Origin of the sequence: Nocardioides cremeus (genome assembly GCF_030518195.1) — a bacterium.
Classification (GTDB): domain Bacteria; phylum Actinomycetota; class Actinomycetes; order Propionibacteriales; family Nocardioidaceae; genus Nocardioides; species Nocardioides cremeus.
Genome location: NZ_JAULSC010000001.1, coordinates 196,140 through 211,758 on the forward strand (window position 1 = coordinate 196,140; position 15,619 = coordinate 211,758).

14 protein-coding genes are annotated in these 15,619 nt (G+C 74.4%); 7 read left to right on the forward strand and 7 right to left on the reverse strand.

What is annotated here, in order from left to right; genetic code table 11:
• Window positions 1-207: 207 nt before the first annotated feature.
• Complete coding sequence (locus QWJ41_RS00915) at window positions 208-936, reverse strand: Type 1 glutamine amidotransferase-like domain-containing protein (RefSeq protein ID WP_302705243.1); 729 nt, start codon at window positions 934-936, stop codon at window positions 208-210.
• A 114-nt stretch (window positions 937-1,050) separates the two neighbouring features.
• Here QWJ41_RS00915 and QWJ41_RS00920 point away from each other — a divergent pair, with 114 nt between their 5' ends.
• Window positions 1,051-1,299: a hypothetical protein gene (locus QWJ41_RS00920; RefSeq protein ID WP_302705244.1), complete on the forward strand. Its 249-nt coding sequence runs from the start codon at window positions 1,051-1,053 to the stop codon at window positions 1,297-1,299.
• A gap of 28 nt (window positions 1,300-1,327) precedes the next feature.
• Here the strand turns inward: QWJ41_RS00920 and pgm are convergent, their stop codons facing one another.
• Entirely contained in the window at window positions 1,328-2,971 is a 1,644-nt protein-coding gene (pgm, locus tag QWJ41_RS00925) for a phosphoglucomutase (alpha-D-glucose-1,6-bisphosphate-dependent) (RefSeq protein ID WP_302705246.1), read from the reverse strand.
• A gap of 24 nt (window positions 2,972-2,995) precedes the next feature.
• Between pgm and QWJ41_RS00930 the strand changes: the two genes are divergently transcribed.
• Together QWJ41_RS00930 and QWJ41_RS00935 are read left to right on the forward strand one after the other, a co-directional pair.
• A complete protein-coding gene (locus QWJ41_RS00930) occupies window positions 2,996-3,802 on the forward strand; it encodes a crotonase/enoyl-CoA hydratase family protein (RefSeq protein WP_302705247.1) in 807 nt (268 codons plus the stop codon).
• 4 nt (window positions 3,803-3,806) lie between these two features.
• Window positions 3,807-5,327, forward strand: a complete 1,521-nt coding sequence (locus QWJ41_RS00935; RefSeq protein ID WP_302705248.1) for a hypothetical protein — start codon at window positions 3,807-3,809, stop codon at window positions 5,325-5,327.
• A gap of 18 nt (window positions 5,328-5,345) precedes the next feature.
• On the opposite strand, the gene QWJ41_RS00940 is transcribed toward QWJ41_RS00935, so the two are convergent.
• A complete protein-coding gene (locus QWJ41_RS00940) occupies window positions 5,346-6,290 on the reverse strand; it encodes an oxidoreductase (RefSeq protein WP_302705249.1) in 945 nt (314 codons plus the stop codon).
• On the reverse strand, window positions 6,287-7,108 hold the full coding sequence (locus tag QWJ41_RS00945; RefSeq protein ID WP_302705250.1) for a maleylpyruvate isomerase family mycothiol-dependent enzyme: 822 nt from the start codon (window positions 7,106-7,108) through the stop codon (window positions 6,287-6,289). The genes QWJ41_RS00940 and QWJ41_RS00945 overlap by 4 nt, the downstream gene beginning before the upstream one ends.
• Before the next feature lie 53 nt (window positions 7,109-7,161).
• Here QWJ41_RS00945 and QWJ41_RS00950 point away from each other — a divergent pair, with 53 nt between their 5' ends.
• The gene (locus tag QWJ41_RS00950) at window positions 7,162-7,491 is read left to right on the forward strand and encodes a hypothetical protein (RefSeq protein WP_302705251.1); all 330 of its coding nucleotides are present in this window, start codon (window positions 7,162-7,164) and stop codon (window positions 7,489-7,491) included.
• Between the two features lie 9 nt (window positions 7,492-7,500).
• On the opposite strand, the gene QWJ41_RS00955 is transcribed toward QWJ41_RS00950, so the two are convergent.
• Window positions 7,501-9,264: a GAF domain-containing SpoIIE family protein phosphatase gene (locus QWJ41_RS00955; RefSeq protein WP_302705252.1), complete on the reverse strand. Its 1,764-nt coding sequence runs from the start codon at window positions 9,262-9,264 to the stop codon at window positions 7,501-7,503.
• Window positions 9,265-9,354: 90 nt separating this feature from the next.
• Here QWJ41_RS00955 and QWJ41_RS00960 point away from each other — a divergent pair, with 90 nt between their 5' ends.
• Both QWJ41_RS00960 and QWJ41_RS00965 read left to right on the forward strand, forming a co-directional pair.
• Window positions 9,355-11,097 (forward strand): NHL domain-containing thioredoxin family protein, encoded by a 1,743-nt coding sequence (locus QWJ41_RS00960; RefSeq protein WP_302705253.1) that lies wholly within the window; start codon window positions 9,355-9,357, stop codon window positions 11,095-11,097.
• A complete protein-coding gene (locus tag QWJ41_RS00965) occupies window positions 11,094-11,957 on the forward strand; it encodes an MOSC domain-containing protein (RefSeq protein ID WP_302705254.1) in 864 nt (287 codons plus the stop codon). Before QWJ41_RS00960 ends, QWJ41_RS00965 begins: the two co-directional genes overlap by 4 nt.
• A gap of 15 nt (window positions 11,958-11,972) precedes the next feature.
• On the opposite strand, the gene QWJ41_RS00970 is transcribed toward QWJ41_RS00965, so the two are convergent.
• Window positions 11,973-12,578 (reverse strand): LysE/ArgO family amino acid transporter, encoded by a 606-nt coding sequence (locus tag QWJ41_RS00970; RefSeq protein WP_302705255.1) that lies wholly within the window; start codon window positions 12,576-12,578, stop codon window positions 11,973-11,975.
• Between the two features lie 69 nt (window positions 12,579-12,647).
• Here QWJ41_RS00970 and QWJ41_RS00975 point away from each other — a divergent pair, with 69 nt between their 5' ends.
• Window positions 12,648-13,544, forward strand: coding sequence for a LysR family transcriptional regulator ArgP (locus QWJ41_RS00975; RefSeq protein WP_302705256.1), 897 nt, complete (start codon window positions 12,648-12,650; stop codon window positions 13,542-13,544).
• A gap of 45 nt (window positions 13,545-13,589) precedes the next feature.
• On the opposite strand, the gene QWJ41_RS00980 is transcribed toward QWJ41_RS00975, so the two are convergent.
• Entirely contained in the window at window positions 13,590-15,449 is a 1,860-nt protein-coding gene (locus QWJ41_RS00980; RefSeq protein ID WP_302705257.1) for an acyl-CoA dehydrogenase, read from the reverse strand.
• Window positions 15,450-15,619: the final 170 nt, after the last annotated feature.

The following is a 15,619-nucleotide window of genomic DNA, read 5'->3' on the forward strand; positions in this document are numbered from 1 at the left end:
GCTTGCGGGGTCTCGGCGTTGCTCGTCGCTGGCGCTCCTCGCTGCTCGACCATCGGTGGTGGTCGCCGCCGTTGGTTGAGCAGTGAGGGCCGAAGGCTCGAGCGTCGCCGAAACCGGGTGAGTCCATGGCGTACGGCGGGCGCGGTGCTTGCGGGGTCTCGGCGTCGCTCGTCGCTGGCGCTCCTCGCTGCTCGACCAACGGGCGGGTCAGGGGAGGGGGCGGACCTCGAGCTGCTCCTCGATGGCCCGGTCGCCGGCTCGGCGCACCCGGTAGGCGCGGGCGCCCTCGCGCTCGGAGACGGCCTCGACCAGCTCGCCGTCGCGCCACAGCAGCGCGCAGCCGTCGTCGGCGGCGTGGCCGTCGGGCAGGGTGCCGGTGCCGACGAGGTCGAGGTAGGTGGGGCGGCGCTCGGCCTCTCCGTCGTAGTGGGGGCAGGCGCTGCCGGGCAGCAGCCCGAGTCCGTCGGGCAGCGCGGCCAGTGGGCCGTAGGAGTCGGTGACCGAGCCGTCGTACCAGCAGTTCATGCCGGCGCTGATGCCGGCGAGCACCGTGCCGGCGGCCGCGGCCTCGCGCAGCACCTCGTCGAGCCCGTGCAGGCGCCACAGCGCGAGCAGGTTGGCGGTGGAGCCGCCGCCGACGTAGACGACGTCCTGGGCCAGCACGTGCGCTCTCAGGTCGCCGCCGGGGATCTGGTCGTAGTAGAAGAGCGGCAGCACGCTGGTCTCGGCGCGCCCGGCGAAGGCGGTCGTGAACCCCTCGACGTACGACGCCGCGTCGCCGCTCGCGGTCGGCACGAAGCAGACCCGCGGCAGCCCGCCCGCGCCACGCGGTCGCTCGACCAGCGAGAGCAGGAAGTCGTCGAGCGGGGTCGCGACGGCGGGGTCGTCGGCCATCGAGAAGCCGCCCCCGCCCATCGTCAGGACGGTCGTGGTCATGCCGCGATCCTGCCAGCCTCCGCTCCCGTGGAGGGTGAGGTGTAGCCGTCGGCACGAGGGGGCATGCCTGCCAGGACGCGGCGCCCCGGGCGCCACCGCCGACGAGAGGAAACCATGTCCCAGTCCCAGACCAGCACTGCCGGCACCAAGCCCGGGCGCACCTTGTCGATCATCGGCGCCGTCCTCGGCGTCCTTGCGCTCGTGGTGCTCCCGATCGTGCTCGGGCCGATCGGCGCGGTGCTGGGCTTCGTCGCCCACTCCAAGGGCGACAAGCCCTTCGGCCTCTACGTCGGCATCGGCTCCATCGTGACCACGATCCTCGGCATGGCGCTGGGCGCGGCACTGCTGATGGGGGCCAGCTGACGGCCCGACCGGCCCCTCAGCCGCCCACTCAACCGCCCAGCGCGGCGCCGACCACCTCGCGGGCCTCGGCCTGCACCTGCGCGAGGTGGTCGGCGCCGCGGAACGACTCCGCATAGATCTTGTAGACGTCCTCGGTGCCCGAGGGGCGCGCGGCGAACCAGGCCGACTCGGTGGTGACCTTCAGCCCGCCGATCGCGGCGCCGTTGCCGGGCGCCTCGGTGAGCCGGCCGGTGATCGGCTCGCCGGCGAGCTCGGTGGCGGTCACCGCGTCGGCGCTCAGCGCACCCAGGGCCGCCTTTTGCTCCCGGGTCGCCGGAGCGTCCACCCGCGCGTACGCCGGGTCGCCGTGCTCGGCGACCAGGGCGGCGTACTGCTGCGAGGGCGTCGACCCGCTGGTCGCGAGGATCTCGGCGCCGAGCAGGCACAGCAGCAGGCCGTCCTTGTCGGTGGTCCACACCGAGCCGTCGCGGCGCAGGAACGACGCCCCCGCCGACTCCTCGCCGCCGAAGCCGAACGAGCCGTCGAGCAGACCCGGCACGAACCACTTGAAGCCCACCGGCACCTCGACCAGCGGCTTGTCGAGCGAGGCCGCGACCCGGTCGATCATCGACGACGAGACCAGCGTCTTGCCGATCCGCGCGGTGGCCGGCCAGCCGGGCCGGGCGCCGCCGAAGAGGTGCCCGATCGCCACGGCCAGGAAGTGGTTGGGGTTCATCAGCCCGGCGTCGGGGGTGACGATGCCGTGCCGGTCGGCGTCGGCGTCGTTGCCGGTCGCGATGTCGTAGGCGTCCTTCTGGGCCACCAGCGAGGCCATCGCCGACGGCGACGAGCAGTCCATCCGGATCCTGCCGTCCCAGTCGAGCGTCATGAAGCGCCACGTCGGGTCGACCAGCGGGTTGACCACGGTGAGGTCGAGGCCGTGCCGCTCGGCGATCTCGCCCCAGTAGGCCACCGACGCCCCGCCCAGCGGGTCGGCGCCGATGCGCACCCCGGCCCGGCGGATTGCCTCGAGGTCGACCACGCTCGGCAGGTCGTCGACGTAGGAGCCCAGGAAGTCGTACGCCGCCGCTGCCGCCCGGGCCCGAGCGAACGGCACCCGCCGCACGCCGTCGAGGCCGCCGCGGATCAGCTCGTTGGCGCGCCCCGCGATCACCTTCGTGGCGTCGGAGTCGGCCGGCCCGCCGTGGGGCGGGTTGTACTTGAAGCCGCCGTCGGCGGGCGGGTTGTGCGAGGGGGTGACCACGATGCCGTCGGCCAGCCCCGACCCGGTCGTCCGGCCGCCGTTGGCGCGCAGGATCGCGTGGGAGACCGCCGGGGTGGGCGTGTAGCCGTCGCGGTCGTCGACCAGCACGGTGACGTCGTTGGCGACCAGCACCTCCAGCGCGGTAGACCAGGCCGGCTCCGAGAGCGCGTGGGTGTCGCGGCCGATGAACAGCGGGCCGTCGTACCCCTGCTCGCGGCGGTAGTCGCAGATCGCCTGCGTGGTGGCCAGGATGTGGGTCTCGTTGAAGGCGGTGCGCAGGGAGGAGCCGCGGTGCCCGCTGGTGCCGAAGGCGACCTGCTGGTCGGGATCCTCGGGGTCGGGCACGCCGGTGTAGTAGGCGGTCACGACCTGCGCGACGTCGATGAGGTCGGCTGGCTCGGCAGTGGTCCCGGCGCGCTCGTGGCTCATCTGTGCATCATGCATCATGAGCGCATGACCCACCGGCCCGGACACGTCGCCTGCACCATCGAGGACGGCATCGCCCACGTGCGCCTCGACCGCCCCGACAAGCTCAACGCGCTGACCCTCGACGTGCTCGACGAGCTGGTCTCGACGGCGCGGATGCTGCGCCGCGACCGGTCGATCCGGGCGGTGGTGCTCTCCGGCGAGGGCGACGCGTTCTGCGCCGGGCTCGACTTCGCCACCGTGATGCGCACCCCCGGCCGGGTGGCGCTGGCCTTCGTGCCGCGGCCCTGGCGAGGCACCAACACCTTCCAGGAGGCCTGCTGGGCCTGGCGCCGGCTGCCGGTGCCGGTGATCGCCGCGGTGCACGGGCACTGCCTGGGCGGCGGGCTGCAGATCGCCCTGGCCGCCGACTTCCGCATCGCCACGCCCGACTCCAGGTGGTCGGTGCTCGAGGGCAAGTGGGGGATCATCCCCGACATGTCGGGGGTGCGCTCGCTCAAGGAGCTGGTCGGCATCGACGTGGCCAAGCGGCTGACGATGACCGCCGAGACCCTGGCCGGCAAGCAGGCCCACGACCTGGGCCTGGTCACCGAGATCGACAGCGACCCGGTCGCCGCCGCGCTCGAGCTCGCCGAGCAGCTCAAGGGCCGCTCGCCCGACCAGCTCGCGGCCGCCAAGCGGCTCTTCGACGACACCTGGACCTCCTCGGCGCGCCACACCTTCGCCCGCGAGCGGGTCGAGCAGGCGTGGCTGCTGTTCGCGCGCAACACCAAGGTCGCCCGGGAGGCCGCGTTCGCCCGGATCACCCCCGAGTTCGGCTCCCGCCAGCGCTGAGCGGGTGAGGCTCTGGCGCACGGCGGTCCTGCTCGGCCTGGGCCTGCTGTGGTTCCTGCTGGGCCCGCTGGTGCCCCTGCTGGCACTCGCGTCGCTGGCCCACCCGCGCGTACGCCGCGCCTGGCGGCCCACGCCCCGCGTCGTCGCCGGCTGGGCGCTGGCGGCGGTGGTGCTGACCGGGCTGGTCGTGGTCGCCCCCGACGGGCTGCTGCCGCTGCCGAGCGGGTCGGGCGCCCTGGTCACCCCTGGCTACACGGGGCGGCCCGTCACCGCGCAGCCGCTGAGCGTGGTGGCTCCCGACGCCGGCACTGCCAGCGGGCCCCTCGGGCTGAGCCCCGAGGTCGACTCGGCGCTCTACGGCACCGACCAGTGCGGCGGCCTGGTCTTCACCTCCGGCGGGCGGCTGGTCGCGCTGTGCGGCGAGGGCGACGACCAGCGGCTGCGGGTGGTCGACGCCGACACCCTGCGACCGCTGGCGGGCAAGGACCTGCCTGACCCGCCCGACGAGGCGGGCGCGGAGGCCTGTGACGTCTCGTTCCACCTCGACGGGCTCGACCGGGTGGTGGTGCCGACGGCCGACCGGCGGATCCTCGTGGTCGCCACCGCCGACGGCGCCGGCGAGGCCGACCTGACCACCGAGGAGACCCACGACCTGACCGGGGTGGTGCCCGAGGGCGACTGCCTGCTGGCGGTGCGCCCCGACAGCGACGACCGCACCTGGTTCGTCACCCGCCAGGGCCGCGCCGGCTTCGTCGACCCGCTCGGCGGGCCGCCCCGGCTGCTCGAGCTCGGCGAGGAGGTCGACCAGCCGCTGGCCGCCGGTCCCGACGGCGGCGTGTACGTCGTCACCCAGGCCGCGCTGCACCGCCTCGACGTGCGCCGCGGCGAGCCGGTCGCCACCTGGCGCAGCGCCTACGAGCGCGGCAGCGGGCGCAAGCCCGGCCAGCGCAGCCAGGGCAGCGGCTCGTCCGCGGCCGTGCTCGCCGACGGGCTGGTGGCGATCACCGACAACGCAAACCCCCGGATGCACGTCGTGGTCCACGACGCCGCCGACGGCGCCCGGGTCTGCCAGAGCGAGCTCTTCGACGACGACGCCTCGGCCGCCGAGGGATCGCTGGTGGCGGTCGGGCGCGGGGTCGTGGTCGCCAACACCCACGGCTACGACGGACCGCTGCGCACCCTGCTGGGCCGGGTGCCCGCCGGCGGCCTGGCCCGCGTCGACGTGGTGGGGCGCGAGTGCGTGCCCGCCTGGACCTCCCCGGCCGTCGCGCCCTCCGCCACCCCGGCGCTCGCGCCGGCCTCGGGGCTGCTCTACGCCTGGACCAAGCGGCGCAGCTGGTGGGGCGTCGACGCGTGGTACCTCTCCGCCCTCGACGTGCGCACCGGCCGGCCCGCCTTCTCCGTGCGCACCGGGCGCAGCCCCCTGCACGACACGCACCGCTCGGCGCTCGCCCTCGGCCCCGACGGTGCGGCGTACGCCGCCACCCTCGCTGGGCTCGTCCGGGTGCGCGACGAGCGGCGCTAATGATCGGTCAGGTGCTGGTCAGGGGTACCTGATGCCGGTGACCTCCTCGCTGACCTCCCACAGCCGCCGCTGGGCGACCTCGTCGTGGGCCAGGTGCCGCGAGGTGACCACCTGCGGGGCGCCGGACATCTCGCCCAGGCCGCCGGGGCCGCAGTAGGTGCCGCCCGGCAGGTCGGCCGTCGCGGCCATCAGCGTCGGCCAGGCGCCCTGGGCGATCGGCTGCGAGACCGCCTTGATCGCGGCGTCGAGGATCGAGGCGACGCCACCGCTGGTGCGGCCGTACTGGCCGTTGACCGCGAGGTGGCTGCCGGCGAAGCCGGGGTGCGCGGCGGTGGCGAGCACCGGCACCTCCGCGTCGCGGCAGCGCCGGTCGAGCTCGTGGGTGAAGAGCAGGTTGGCCAGCTTGGAGCGCGCGTAGGTCGGCCACCGCGAGTAGCGGCGAGAGGTGTCGCGCGGGTCCTCCAGCGGCGCGCTGCGCGCCGCGCGGTGCAGCTGCGACGAGACCGTGACCACCCGGCCGCCCTCGCTGGCCACCAGCTGGGGCAGCAGCAGCCCGGTCAGCAGGAACGGCCCGAAGTGGTTGGTGGCCATCTGCAGCTCGAGGCCGTCGGCGGTGCGCGAGTACGGCGTGGCCATCACCCCGGCGTTGTTGACCAGCACGTGGATCGGGCCCAGCCGGCCGGCGCCGGCCGCCGCGCGGCGTACGGAGGAGAGGTCGGAGAGGTCGACCAGCATCTCCTCGAGGTCGGCGCCGGGCACCTCGGCCTCGATCGCGTCGCGGGCCTTGTCGAGCTTGGCCTCGGTGCGCCCGGCGAGCACCACGCGGGCGCCGCGTCGGGCGAGCTCGAGCGCGGTGGCGTGGCCCAGCCCGCCCACCGACGGGCCGGTCACCACGACGGTGCGCCCGGCCTGGTCGGGGATGTCGGCGAGCTGCCAGGCATCGGTGGCGACCTCGCGGCTCACGGGGTGGTGGCCATCTGGTCGAGCACCCGGGCGCCGAGCTCGTGGTCGCCCTCGACGCGCACGGCGCCCGGCTCGGCGGCGCAGCGCCCGCCGATCAGGCGCACGAACGTGTCGCGGTCCATGCCCAGGGCCAGGGTCGGCGTCGCCGGGGGAGCCACCGGGCGCCCGCGCCCGTCGTCGCCGACGGCGAAGGCGGTCGGCTCGCAGCCCTCCACCTCGAGCACCAGCGTCGTGCCGGCCGGCGCACCCGCCTTCTTGGCGAGCACGTAGCCCATCGACTCCGAGAGGTACTCGATCGTGTGCTGCGCGGCCGCGCTGTCCAGCCCGCCGGGCCGGCCGGTGGCGCGCCGCACGTCCTGCTCGTGCATCCACACGTCGAGGGGCCGGTTGCGCAGCAGGGTGCCCCAGCTCCACGGCACCCCGCCGAAGGAGCGCTCGGGCGCGGCGGTGGCGTCGGTGGGCGGGTCGGCCAGCAGCGCCGTACGCCGCGTGGTCGCGGCCGAGCGGATCTCGTTGATGATCGCGTCGGGAGAGGCGTCGCGGCGGTTCACGACGCCGATCTCGGTGTAGAGGTTCATCAGCCCCTTGGCGTGCGGCGGCTCGCCGACCTCGGCGTGCTCCTCGACGCCGCTGGCGAGCACCTGCTCGAGGTGCGCCACGTGGGAGGCCACCGCGCGCACGTCCCAGCCGGCCAGGTCGGTCGGGGTGTCCCACTCGGTCTCGTCGAGCTGTTCCAGCAGGGCGGTGAAGTCGTCGATGGCCTGCCACCAGGTCTGGGTCCAGCCGGCGAGGAGGTCGCTGTCGTCGGGGGCGCTCATGGCCCGCAGCCTAGGCCCCCCGTAGGCTCGCGCGTCGAGGGAAGGGGTGCCCCATGGCAGCGACACGATCGGCACGGGCCCGCAAGGCCGCGGCCGAGGGCGGGGCGCTGGCGACGGTGACCATCGACGTGGGCGCCGACGACTCCTTCGTCTACCGGATCGCCTGCGCGCAGTGCACCACCGCCGCGTCGGCGCGGGCCACGGGGCGCACCGAGCGCCGGCCCTGGTCGACGTACCGTCCCGGGGCCGACAACGGCTACCTGGCCGCGATGGACCGCTGGACCTTCCACCTCACCGAGCGGCACCCCGACCAGGACGCCCCGTGCCTGGCCTACCTCGAGGCGGCCCGGCAGCGGCTGCACGAGCGGCGCGAGCAGGACTGACCGACTCGCTCAGTCGGTGGGTGTGAAGCGCACCGCCATCACGGCGATGTCGTCGTCGAGGTCGGCGTCGACGAGGTCGCGCAGCACCGCGTCGAGGAACTTCTCCACCGGCAGGTGCGCGTGGCGCGAGCCCGCCTCGCGCAGCCGCTCGAGTCCCTCGTCGAGGTGCTCGCCGCGGCGCTCGACGAGCCCGTCGGTGTAGAGCAGCAGCGTGGACCCGTCGTCGACGAGGGTGCGCTGGTCGGCGCGCTCGACGTCGGGCAGCACGCCGATCATCAGGTCGGGCGGGCCGTCCTGCAGGTAGCGGCCCTGGCCGTCGGGGCCCAGCAGCAGCGGCGGCGGGTGCCCCGCGTTGGTCCAGGCCAGCCAGCTGCTCTCGGCCTCGGCGCCGGTCTCGATGCGGGCGTGCACCAGCGTGGCCAGCCCCTCGACCTCGAGGTCGTGCAGGGCGTGGTCGAGCAGCCGCACGTTGGCGGCCGGGCGGTCGTCGACGGCCCAGGTGATGGCGCGCAGCATGTTGCGCACCTGGCCCATCGTCGCGGCCGCGGCGAGGTCGTGGCCCACGATGTCGCCGATCATCAGCGAGGTGTCGCCACCGGGCATCACCACGGCGTCGTACCAGTCGCCACCGACCTGGTCGCGCGCCGCCGCCGGCCGGTAGCGCGCGGCGATCTCGTGGGCGGTGCTGCGCGGCAGCGCCGGCAGCAGCGCGCTCTGCAGCGTCACCAGGGCGTCGAGCCGCTCCTGGACCAGCAGCGCCCGGCTCAGTGCCTGCGCGGTGTACGACGCCAGCGCGGTCATCGTCGTCAGGTCGTCGGTGCTCTGGTCGCGGGCGTCGTCCCAGACCAGGGCCATCGCGCCCAGCGCCGTGCCGTCGGTGTCGTAGAGCGGCAGGAAGGCGCGGGCCTCACCGGTCTGGGCGGACAGGTCGAGGTCGCGGTAGTGCTCGTTCTGGGCGGCGCGGTCGCGGAACCACACCGGCTCCTGCCGCACCATCGCGCTGCCCAGGGGGTTGGAGTGGTCCAGGCCGAGCTGCTGGTTGAGCTGCGCGGAGCGCCAGTCGTCGCCGGTGCGGGGCACGTAGTGGAGGGTGGCGTCCAGGCGGGCCGGCTCCGAGGTGCCGGGCAGCAGGCTGGAGTCGTCGATCCAGATGCCGGCGCGCGCGCAGCCCAGCTGCTCGACCGAGACCTGCTCGACGGCCACGGCGACGTCGCCGAGGGTGCGGGTGCTGGCCAGGCCCTCGCTCAGCGCCAGCAGCACCCTGCTGCGGCGGGTCAGGGTGGCCGCCGACTCGGCGGCCAGCGCGGCCTCCTCGCGCAGCCCCCGCTGGGCCAGCTCGCTCGAGCAGGCGGCCGCGAGGTCCTGCAGCGACGCGAGGTCCTCGCCGGTCCACTCGCGGGGCTCGTGGGTGATCGCGCAGAGCGAGCCGACGATGGTGCCGCGGTGGTCGCGGATCGGGTAGCCGGCGTAGCCGATGACGCCGAGGTCGGGGATCGCCAGGTTGGTGCGCAACCGGTCGTCGAGCCGCGCGTCGGAGATGACCAGCGGGGCCTGGTCGGCCACCACCCACTGGCAGAACGAGTGGGTCAGCGGGGTCTCGCGGGAGTCCGCGACGTCGCCGCTCAGCCCGTCGGCGCCCACGAAGGCCTGGCGGTGCTCCTCGACGAGGCTGACCAGCGCGATGTCGGCGCCCAGGGAGCGGCGCACCATCCGCGCGTAGCGGTCGTAGGTCACGTGCAGCTCGGCACCGGCCCGGAGGTCGGGGTGGGGCATGGCGTGCGACCTCCGTCGTCTCGAGGTCCCACGGTATCGCAGGCCGGTCCCGCCCCGGACGGGTTCGGGGCAGCCCGCCACAATGGTCGGGTGCGTGTACGAGCCCCTGAGCTGGTCGGTCGTGGCTGGCTGAACACCGACGGCCCCCTGTCCCTGAGCGACCTGCGCGGGCGCTTCCTGCTGCTGGACTTCTGGACGTTCTGCTGCGTCAACTGCCTGCACGTCCTCGACGAGCTGCGACCGCTCGAGGCGGCGTACGCCGAGGAGCTCGTGGTGGTCGGCGTGCACAGCCCGAAGTTCGCCCACGAGGCCGACCCGGACGCGCTGGCCGCGGCGGTCGAGCGCTACGGCGTGCACCACCCGGTGCTCGACGACCCCGAGCTGGTGACCTGGCAGGCCTACACCGCGCGGGCCTGGCCGACCCTGGTGCTGGTCGACCCCGAGGGCTACGTGGTGGCGCACTACGCCGGCGAGGGCCACGCCCACGCGATCGAGGCGCTGCTGGGCGAGCTGGTGCCCCAGCACCGCGAGCGCGGCACGCTGCAGCCCGCCGGGTCGCCGTACGTGGCGCCCGTGGTGGAGCCGACCGACCTGCGCTTCCCGGCCAAGGCGGTGCCGCTGCCCGGCGGCGGCGTGCTGGTCGCCGACGCGGGCCACGACGAGGTCGTCGAGCTCGACGCCGGGGGAGCCGTGGTGCGCCGCACCGGTGGCTTCCGCGAGCCCAACGGGCTGTGCCTGCTGCCGCCCGAGGTGGCCGGCGAGGTCGGGTACGACGTCGTGGTCGCCGACACGGTCGGGCACCGGCTCGCGGGGCTCGAGCTGGCGACCGGCGAGGTGCGCACCCTGGCCGGCGACGGCACCCAGTGGATGAGCGGCGACGGCACCAGCCGGCTCTCCTCGCCGTGGGACGTGGCCTGGTGGGGCGAGCGGGTGTGGGTGGCGATGGCCGGCATCCACCAGCTGTGGACCCTCGACCCGCGCACCGGTGAGGTGGCGGTCGCGGCCGGCACCGCCAACGAGGGGCTGCTCGACGGCCCGGCCGCCGACGCGTGGTTCGCCCAGACCTCGGGCCTGGCGCCGGCCGGCGACCGGCTGTGGCTGGCCGACAGCGAGACCTCGTCGCTGCGCTGGGTCGACGCCGACGCGCAGGTGGGCACGGCCGTGGGCAGCGGCCTCTTCGACTTCGGCTTCCGCGACGGCGACGCCGAGCAGGCGCTGCTGCAGCACCCGCTGGGCGTCACCGCGCTCCCCGACGGCTCGGTCGCGGTGTGCGACACCTACAACGGCGCCGTGCGCCGCTTCGACCCCGTGACCGCGACCCTGACGACGCTGGCCACCGGCCTGGCCGAGCCCAGCGGCGCCCACCTCGACCCCGCCGACCCCACGGTGCTCGTGGTCGTCGAGTCCGCGGCGCACCGCCTGACCCGGGTGCCCCTCGGGTCGGTGGCCACGGTCGACGGGTTCGCGCACTCCACGCAGCGCCCGGTGACCGAGGTCGCCGCCGGCGTCGAGCTGGTCGTCACGTTCGAGCCGCCCCCGGGACAGAAGGTCGACGACCGGTTCGGCCCGCCCTCCCAGCTGGTCGTCGAGGCCACCCCGCCCGGGCTGCTGCGCGAGGGCGCCGGCCGCGGCACCGCCCTGACCCGCTCGCTGGTGCTCGATCCGCACGCCGGCGAGGGCGTCCTGCACGTCGCGGCCCGCGCCGCCTCCTGCGACGTCGAGGGCGGCGAGGGCGCCGCCTGCCGGATGCACCAGCAGGACTGGGGCGTGCCGGTGCGTGTCGTCGACGGGGCGCCCGCGGTGCTCAGCCTGCCGCTCGGCGGCGTCGGGTGAGCGCCCGGCTCGGCTCCGTCCACCGCTACCCGGTGAAGTCGGCGCGCGGCGAGCGGCTGGACGAGGCGTCGGTCGAGCCCTGGGGCCTGGCCGGTGACCGGCGCTGGATGGTGGTCGACTCCGACGGGCTGGCGCTCACCGCGCGCGAGGTGCACCCGCTGCTGCTGCTGCACCCCGAGATCACTGCCGCCGGGCTGCGCGTGCAGGCGCCCGGTGCCGAGCCGCTCGACGTCGCCGTCCCCGACCCGGACCGCCAGGTGCCGGTGCGGCTGTGGCGCTCCGAGCTGACCGCGGCCCACGCCGAGGAGGCCGACGCCTGGCTCGGCGAGGTGCTCGGGCGCCCCGCTCGGCTGGTGCACCTCGACGACCCGACCCGCCGGCCCGTCTCGGCCGAGTACGCCGCCCCCGACGACCGGGTCTCCTTCGCCGACGGCTACCCGCTGCTGGTCACCACCACGGCCTCGCTGGCGGCCCTCAACGACGTGGTGCTCAAGCGCAGCCAGGGCACGCACGAGCCGCTGCCGATGACCCGCTTCCGCCCCAACGTCGTCGTCGACGGCGTGCCCGCCTGGGCCGAGGACGACTGGCGCCGGGTCCGCATCGGCGGGGTCGACTTCCGCGCGGTCAAGGGCTGTGCGCGCTGCGTGATCACCACCCTCGACCCCGGCACCGCCGAGGGCGGCAAGGAGCCGATCGCCTCGCTGGCGCGCATTCGCCGCTGGGACGGCGCCACCTGGTTCGGCACCAACCTGGTGCCCGACCTGCCCGACGGGCGCCCGGTCACGATCCGCGAGGGCGACGCGGTCGAGGTCCTCGAGGCCGTGGAGCCGGGGGCGGGGCCGATCCGGCCGGTGCGCTGAGCGCCGGCCCAGCTCTCAGTGCAGGACGAGCGAGACGGCCAGGGCGAGCATCACGATGCCGATCAGCAGGTCGAGCACCCGCCAGGCGCCCGGGCGGGCGAAGAGTCCCGAGGCCAGCCGGGCGCCGTAGCCCAGCCCGACGAACCACACCACCGAGCCCAGCGCCGCTCCGGCGGCGAAGGCCCAGCGGCCGTCGGCGCCGTAGCCGCTGGCCAGCGAGCCCAGCAGCAGCACCGTGTCGAGGTAGACGTGCGGGTTGAGCCAGGTCAGCGCGAGCGTGGTGAGCACCGCCGGCACCAGCCGGGTGACGCCCTGCGCCGCGGCCTCGAGCGTCTCGCCGCCGCGGGCGGCGCGCCGCAGCGACAGGGCGGCGTACGTCGCCAGGAAGAGCGCGCCGGCCCAGCGCACCACCACCAGCACCCCGGGCGCCTGCTCGACGAGGGTGCCGATGCCGGCCACGCCGGCGGCGATGAGCACCGCGTCGGAGAGCGCGCAGACCGCGACCACCGGGCCGACCTGCTGGCGGGCCAGGCCCTGGCGCAGCACGAAGGCGTTCTGGCTGCCGATCGCGACGATCAGGCCGAGCCCGGCGAGCAGCCCGGCGAGGGCGGTGGAGGTCATGTGACGAGGCTAGATGCCGCGGTGTGTGAAGGACAGCGAATGTTCCTGCGCATGCCTTAGCGTTGCTTCATGACGTACGCCGCCCCCCAGCTCGCCGCCCTGGTCGCGGTCTGCGACACCGGCACCTTCGAGGCGGCCGCCCGCGCACTGCACGTGACACCCAGCGCCGTGAGCCAACGGGTCCGCGCCCTGGAGACCGAGGTCGGCCAGGTGCTCGTGCGGCGGGCGACGCCGTGCACGCCCACCGACGCCGGGGTCGTGCTGGTGCGCCTCGGGCGGGCCCAGGCGCTGCTCGCGGCCGAGGCCCGGGCCGAGCTGGGCCTCGACCCGGAGGACGCGGACGGGGCCGCCGGTCCGCGGCTCGACCTGGGCGTGGCGGTCAACGCCGACTCGCTGGCGACCTGGTTCCGCGAGGTCCTGGCGGTCGTGGCGCAGTGGCCGGGGGTGGCGCTGGGCCTGCACGTCGAGGACCAGGCGTGGTCGCACGACCTGCTGCGCGAGGGCCGGGTGCTGGGTGCGGTCACCAGCGACCCGGTGGCGGTGCAGGGCTGCCGGGTCGAGCCGCTCGGGACGCTGCGCTACCGGCCGGCGGCGGCAGCCGCGCTGGTGGGGCCGGGGGAGGCGGCGCGCCCCGACTGGTCGGGGCTGCCGATGGTCGTCTTCAACGACAAGGACGCCCTGCAGGACCAGTGGCTGGCACGGCGCGGCGCCGCGCCGCCGCGGGTGGTGCACCGGGTGCCGACCTCGGCCGACTTCGTGGCCGCGATCGAGGCCGGGCTCGGCTGGGGGATGGTGCCGGAGCCCCAGCTGGTCCCCGCCCTGCGGGCCGGTGCGCTCGTGGCGCTGGGGGGCGAGGAGCACCTCGACGTGGCGCTGCACTGGCAGCGCTGGCGGCTGGGCTCGGAGGTCCTCGACCGGCTCAGCGCAGCTGTCGTCGGGGCTGCCCGACGACAGCTGCGCGCCTGAGCCGCGGGGGCTCAGGCGCGCAGGTGGTGACGCGGCTGCGTCAGATCAGAACGCGGCCTCGTCGAGGTCCATCAGCGACAGGTCGACGGCCTCGGCGATCGCCCGCTCGCTGCTGATCTTGGGCAGGTTGTAGGACGCGAAGAACTGCGCGGCCGCGACCTTGCCCTCGTAGAACGACTTGTCCTTGGCCGACACGTCGCCGCCGAGCTTCTCCAGCGCCACCTCGGCGCCGCGCAGCAGCAGCCAGGCGCAGACGACGTCACCGAGCACCATCAGCAGGCGGGAGGTGTTGAGCCCGACCTTGTAGATGTTGCGGATCTCGTCCTGGGCGCTCATCAGGTCGTTGATGAGGTGGCCGACCATCGCGTTGGCGTCGTCGAGGGCGGTGGCCAGCAGCTGGCGCTCGTTCTTCAGGCGACCGTTGCCGGCCTCGCTGTCGATGAAGCCCTGGATCTGGGCGGCGAGGTGGCCCAGCGCCTTGCCCTGGTCCTTGACGATCTTGCGGAAGAAGAAGTCCTGGCCCTGGATCGCGGTCGTGCCCTCGTAGAGGGTGTCGATCTTGGCGTCGCGGACGTACTGCTCGATCGGGTACTCCTGCAGGAAGCCGGAGCCGCCGAAGGTCTGCAGCGACTCGGTGCCCAGCAGCACCCACGAGCGCTCGGAGCCGTAGCCCTTGACGATCGGCAGGAGCAGGTCGTTGACGGCCTCGGCGAGCTTGGTCTCCTCGGCGTCCATGGTGCCCTCGTGCTCGGCGACCATGATCTGGTCCTGCCACGAGGCGGTGTAGAACACCAGCGCGCGCATCGCCTCCGAGAACGACTTCTGCACCATCAGCGAGCGGCGCACGTCGGGGTGCGCGGTGATCGCCACGCGGGGCGCGGTCTTGTCGCCCGACTGGGTCAGGTCGGCGCCCTGCTGGCGCGACTTCGCGAACTCCAGTGCGTTGAGGTAGCCGGTGGACAGCGTGGCGATGGCCTTGGTGCCGACCATCATCCGGGCGTTCTCGATGACCTGGAACATCTGGGCGATGCCGTTGTGCACCTCGCCGAGCAGCCAGCCCTTGGCCGGCTCCTTCTCGCCGAAGGTGACCTCGCAGGTGTTCGAGACCTTGATGCCCATCTTGTGCTCGACGTTGGTGACGTAGACGCCGTTGCGCTCGCCGGTCAGCTCGCCGGTCTCGTGGTCGAAGTGGTACTTCGGCAGCAGGAAGAGCGAGAGGCCCTTGGTGCCCGGCCCGCCCGCACCCTCGACGCCCACGGGGCGTGCGAGCACGAGGTGCATGATGTTCTCGCTCATGTCGTGCTCGGCCGAGGTGATGAAGCGCTTGACGCCCTCGATGTTCCAGGAGCCGTCGTCGTTCTGGGTGGCCTTGGCACGACCCGCGCCCACGTCGGAGCCCGCGTCGGGCTCGGTCAGCACCATCGTGGCGCCCCACTGGCGCTCGACCATGATCTCGGCGATGCGCTTGTCGCGCTCGTTGCCGTTGCGGTGCACGACCCCGGCGAACGGCGCGCCGGCGCCGTACATCCACACGGGGGCGTTGGAGCCCAGGACCAGCTCGCCGAGCGCCCAGACCAGGCTCGAGGGGGCGGGGGTGCCGCCGAGCTCCTCGTTGATCTGCAGGCGCCAGAACTCCGAGTCCATCCAGGCCTGGTAGCTCTTCTTGAAGGACTCGGGGATCGGGGCGGTGCTGGTCTCGGGGTCGAAGACCGGGGGGTTGCGGTCGCTGTCCTCGTAGGAGGCCGCCATCTCCTCGCGGGCCATCCGGTCGACCTCGGCCAGGATCTCGCGCGCGGTGTCGCTGTCGACCTCGCCGAAGGGACCGGTGCCCAGCACCTCGTCGCGGCCCAGGACCTCGAACAGGTTGAACTCGATGTCGCGCAGGTTGCTCTTGTAGTGGCTCACGGCCCCCACCTTCTTCGTCGTCAGGGTCTCGGCCGGCCGGCAGACACGCGTCATACTGGTCGGTAACTTGAATGGTACGGGCCAGTAACTTGGCTCGCAACAGGTTCACCCGACCGGGTCGAGGAGCTGATAGTCGAGTTGCTTGATCGACTCGTCTGAGACACTGGACT

Coding starts and splice junctions, on each gene's coding strand:
- QWJ41_RS00915 (WP_302705243.1), bottom strand. CDS start 936: ATGACCACGACCGTCCTGACGATGGGCGGGGGCGGCTTCTCGATGGCC.
- QWJ41_RS00920 (WP_302705244.1), top strand. CDS start 1,051: ATGTCCCAGTCCCAGACCAGCACTGCCGGCACCAAGCCCGGGCGCACC.
- pgm (WP_302705246.1), bottom strand. CDS start 2,971: ATGAGCCACGAGCGCGCCGGGACCACTGCCGAGCCAGCCGACCTCATC.
- QWJ41_RS00930 (WP_302705247.1), top strand. CDS start 2,996: ATGACCCACCGGCCCGGACACGTCGCCTGCACCATCGAGGACGGCATC.
- QWJ41_RS00945 (WP_302705250.1), bottom strand. CDS start 7,108: ATGAGCGCCCCCGACGACAGCGACCTCCTCGCCGGCTGGACCCAGACC.
- QWJ41_RS00950 (WP_302705251.1), top strand. CDS start 7,162: ATGGCAGCGACACGATCGGCACGGGCCCGCAAGGCCGCGGCCGAGGGC.
- QWJ41_RS00955 (WP_302705252.1), bottom strand. CDS start 9,264: ATGCCCCACCCCGACCTCCGGGCCGGTGCCGAGCTGCACGTGACCTAC.
- QWJ41_RS00970 (WP_302705255.1), bottom strand. CDS start 12,578: ATGACCTCCACCGCCCTCGCCGGGCTGCTCGCCGGGCTCGGCCTGATC.
- QWJ41_RS00975 (WP_302705256.1), top strand. CDS start 12,648: ATGACGTACGCCGCCCCCCAGCTCGCCGCCCTGGTCGCGGTCTGCGAC.